Source organism: Piscirickettsia litoralis, from assembly GCF_001720395.1.
GTDB lineage: Bacteria > Pseudomonadota > Gammaproteobacteria > Piscirickettsiales > Piscirickettsiaceae > Piscirickettsia > Piscirickettsia litoralis.
Genome location: NZ_MDTU01000001.1, coordinates 544542 through 545734, shown reverse-complemented (window position 1 = coordinate 545734; position 1193 = coordinate 544542). Strand labels below are relative to the sequence as shown.

Below are 1193 nucleotides of genomic sequence, written 5' to 3'. Positions count from 1 at the left end.
CCATTAATTTTAATAATTATTGTCTCTTTTGTTATTCAGTTGCACATCATTCTTAGTAATGATGTGATCTGGTTGATGACTGCAACGGCTAGATTACTTTCTGGTGGGTCATATGTTCAAGATTTTTTTGAAACTAATCCACCGTTAATTTTATACCTTTATACTCCGGCTTATCTGTTAAAACAATATCTAGCCATTCCTGAGGAATATGCTGTTTATATTTTAACTTTCTCTATAGGAATAATTTCTTTAGCTTTGTCAAAACCAAGCATAAGAAAAATATTTCATGGCGATACAGTGAGTGAAAGTATTCTAGTTCTTTCATTGGTTGTTATATACTTTATGCTGCCATCTTATGCTTTTGCTGAGCGTGAGCATTTGATGATTATGTTGGTAATGCCATACGTAATTTCATTAGCCGTTGATTATTACAGTGAGAAAAAAACTGTAAGGATTTTTATTGGAGTCTGTGCTGGGCTAGGTTTTTGCTTGAAGCCTTATTTTATTTTTGCCCCAGTAATTTTTGAATTGTATTTATTTTTAAAGTATAGAAAATTTAGTTTACTCATCAGAGCTGAAAGCATTGCTGTAATCTTGGTCTTTTTATATATTTGCTTTCGATATATTTTTTAACTCCTGATTACCTTACAACAATAGTGCCATATGATATTGATTTTTATAGTGGCTTTGAGGCTGCTGCTAAGTTAAATCGTTTGATGAACCCCTTTATAATAATTTCGATAGTGATTGTCGTAATAAATTTTATCATGATTCGACTGTTCCCAAGTTTTAAAAACTTATTTTTGGTTTTTATAATTTTTATATTTGGTTTGTTTCTATCTTACTTTATACCAGGGCAGCCATGGTATTACCATCTGTTACCGATGTATTCAATTGCGGTATTTTCTATCGTGATATCTTTTATGATTTTAGCAAAAAATGTAAATTCACTATTTTCAACTAGAGAGTTTTTACTGTACATCATAACGTTTATAATCTCTTTTTTTGTATTTTTTTGATTGTTATTTTTGTTTTTTCTCAATTTAAAGTTGCTTTCTTAGAGAGTGAGAGCATGGAACCCTATACTCAAATCATGAAGTTTATTAAAAGTAATAAAGAAATAAAAACAGTTTATACATTTTCAACGCACCTAGAAACGCCGATGATCTCTTATTACTCAGATACCAAGAATG

Annotated in this window: 1 protein-coding gene; it reads left to right on the top strand. The window is 30.1% G+C overall.

Annotated features, from left to right (window positions below; translation table 11 throughout):
• Positions 1-633: hypothetical protein (locus BGC07_RS02575; RefSeq protein WP_235602849.1), on the top strand; the 633-nt coding region annotated here is incomplete at its 5' end.
• Between the last annotated feature and the right edge of the window lie 560 nt (positions 634-1193).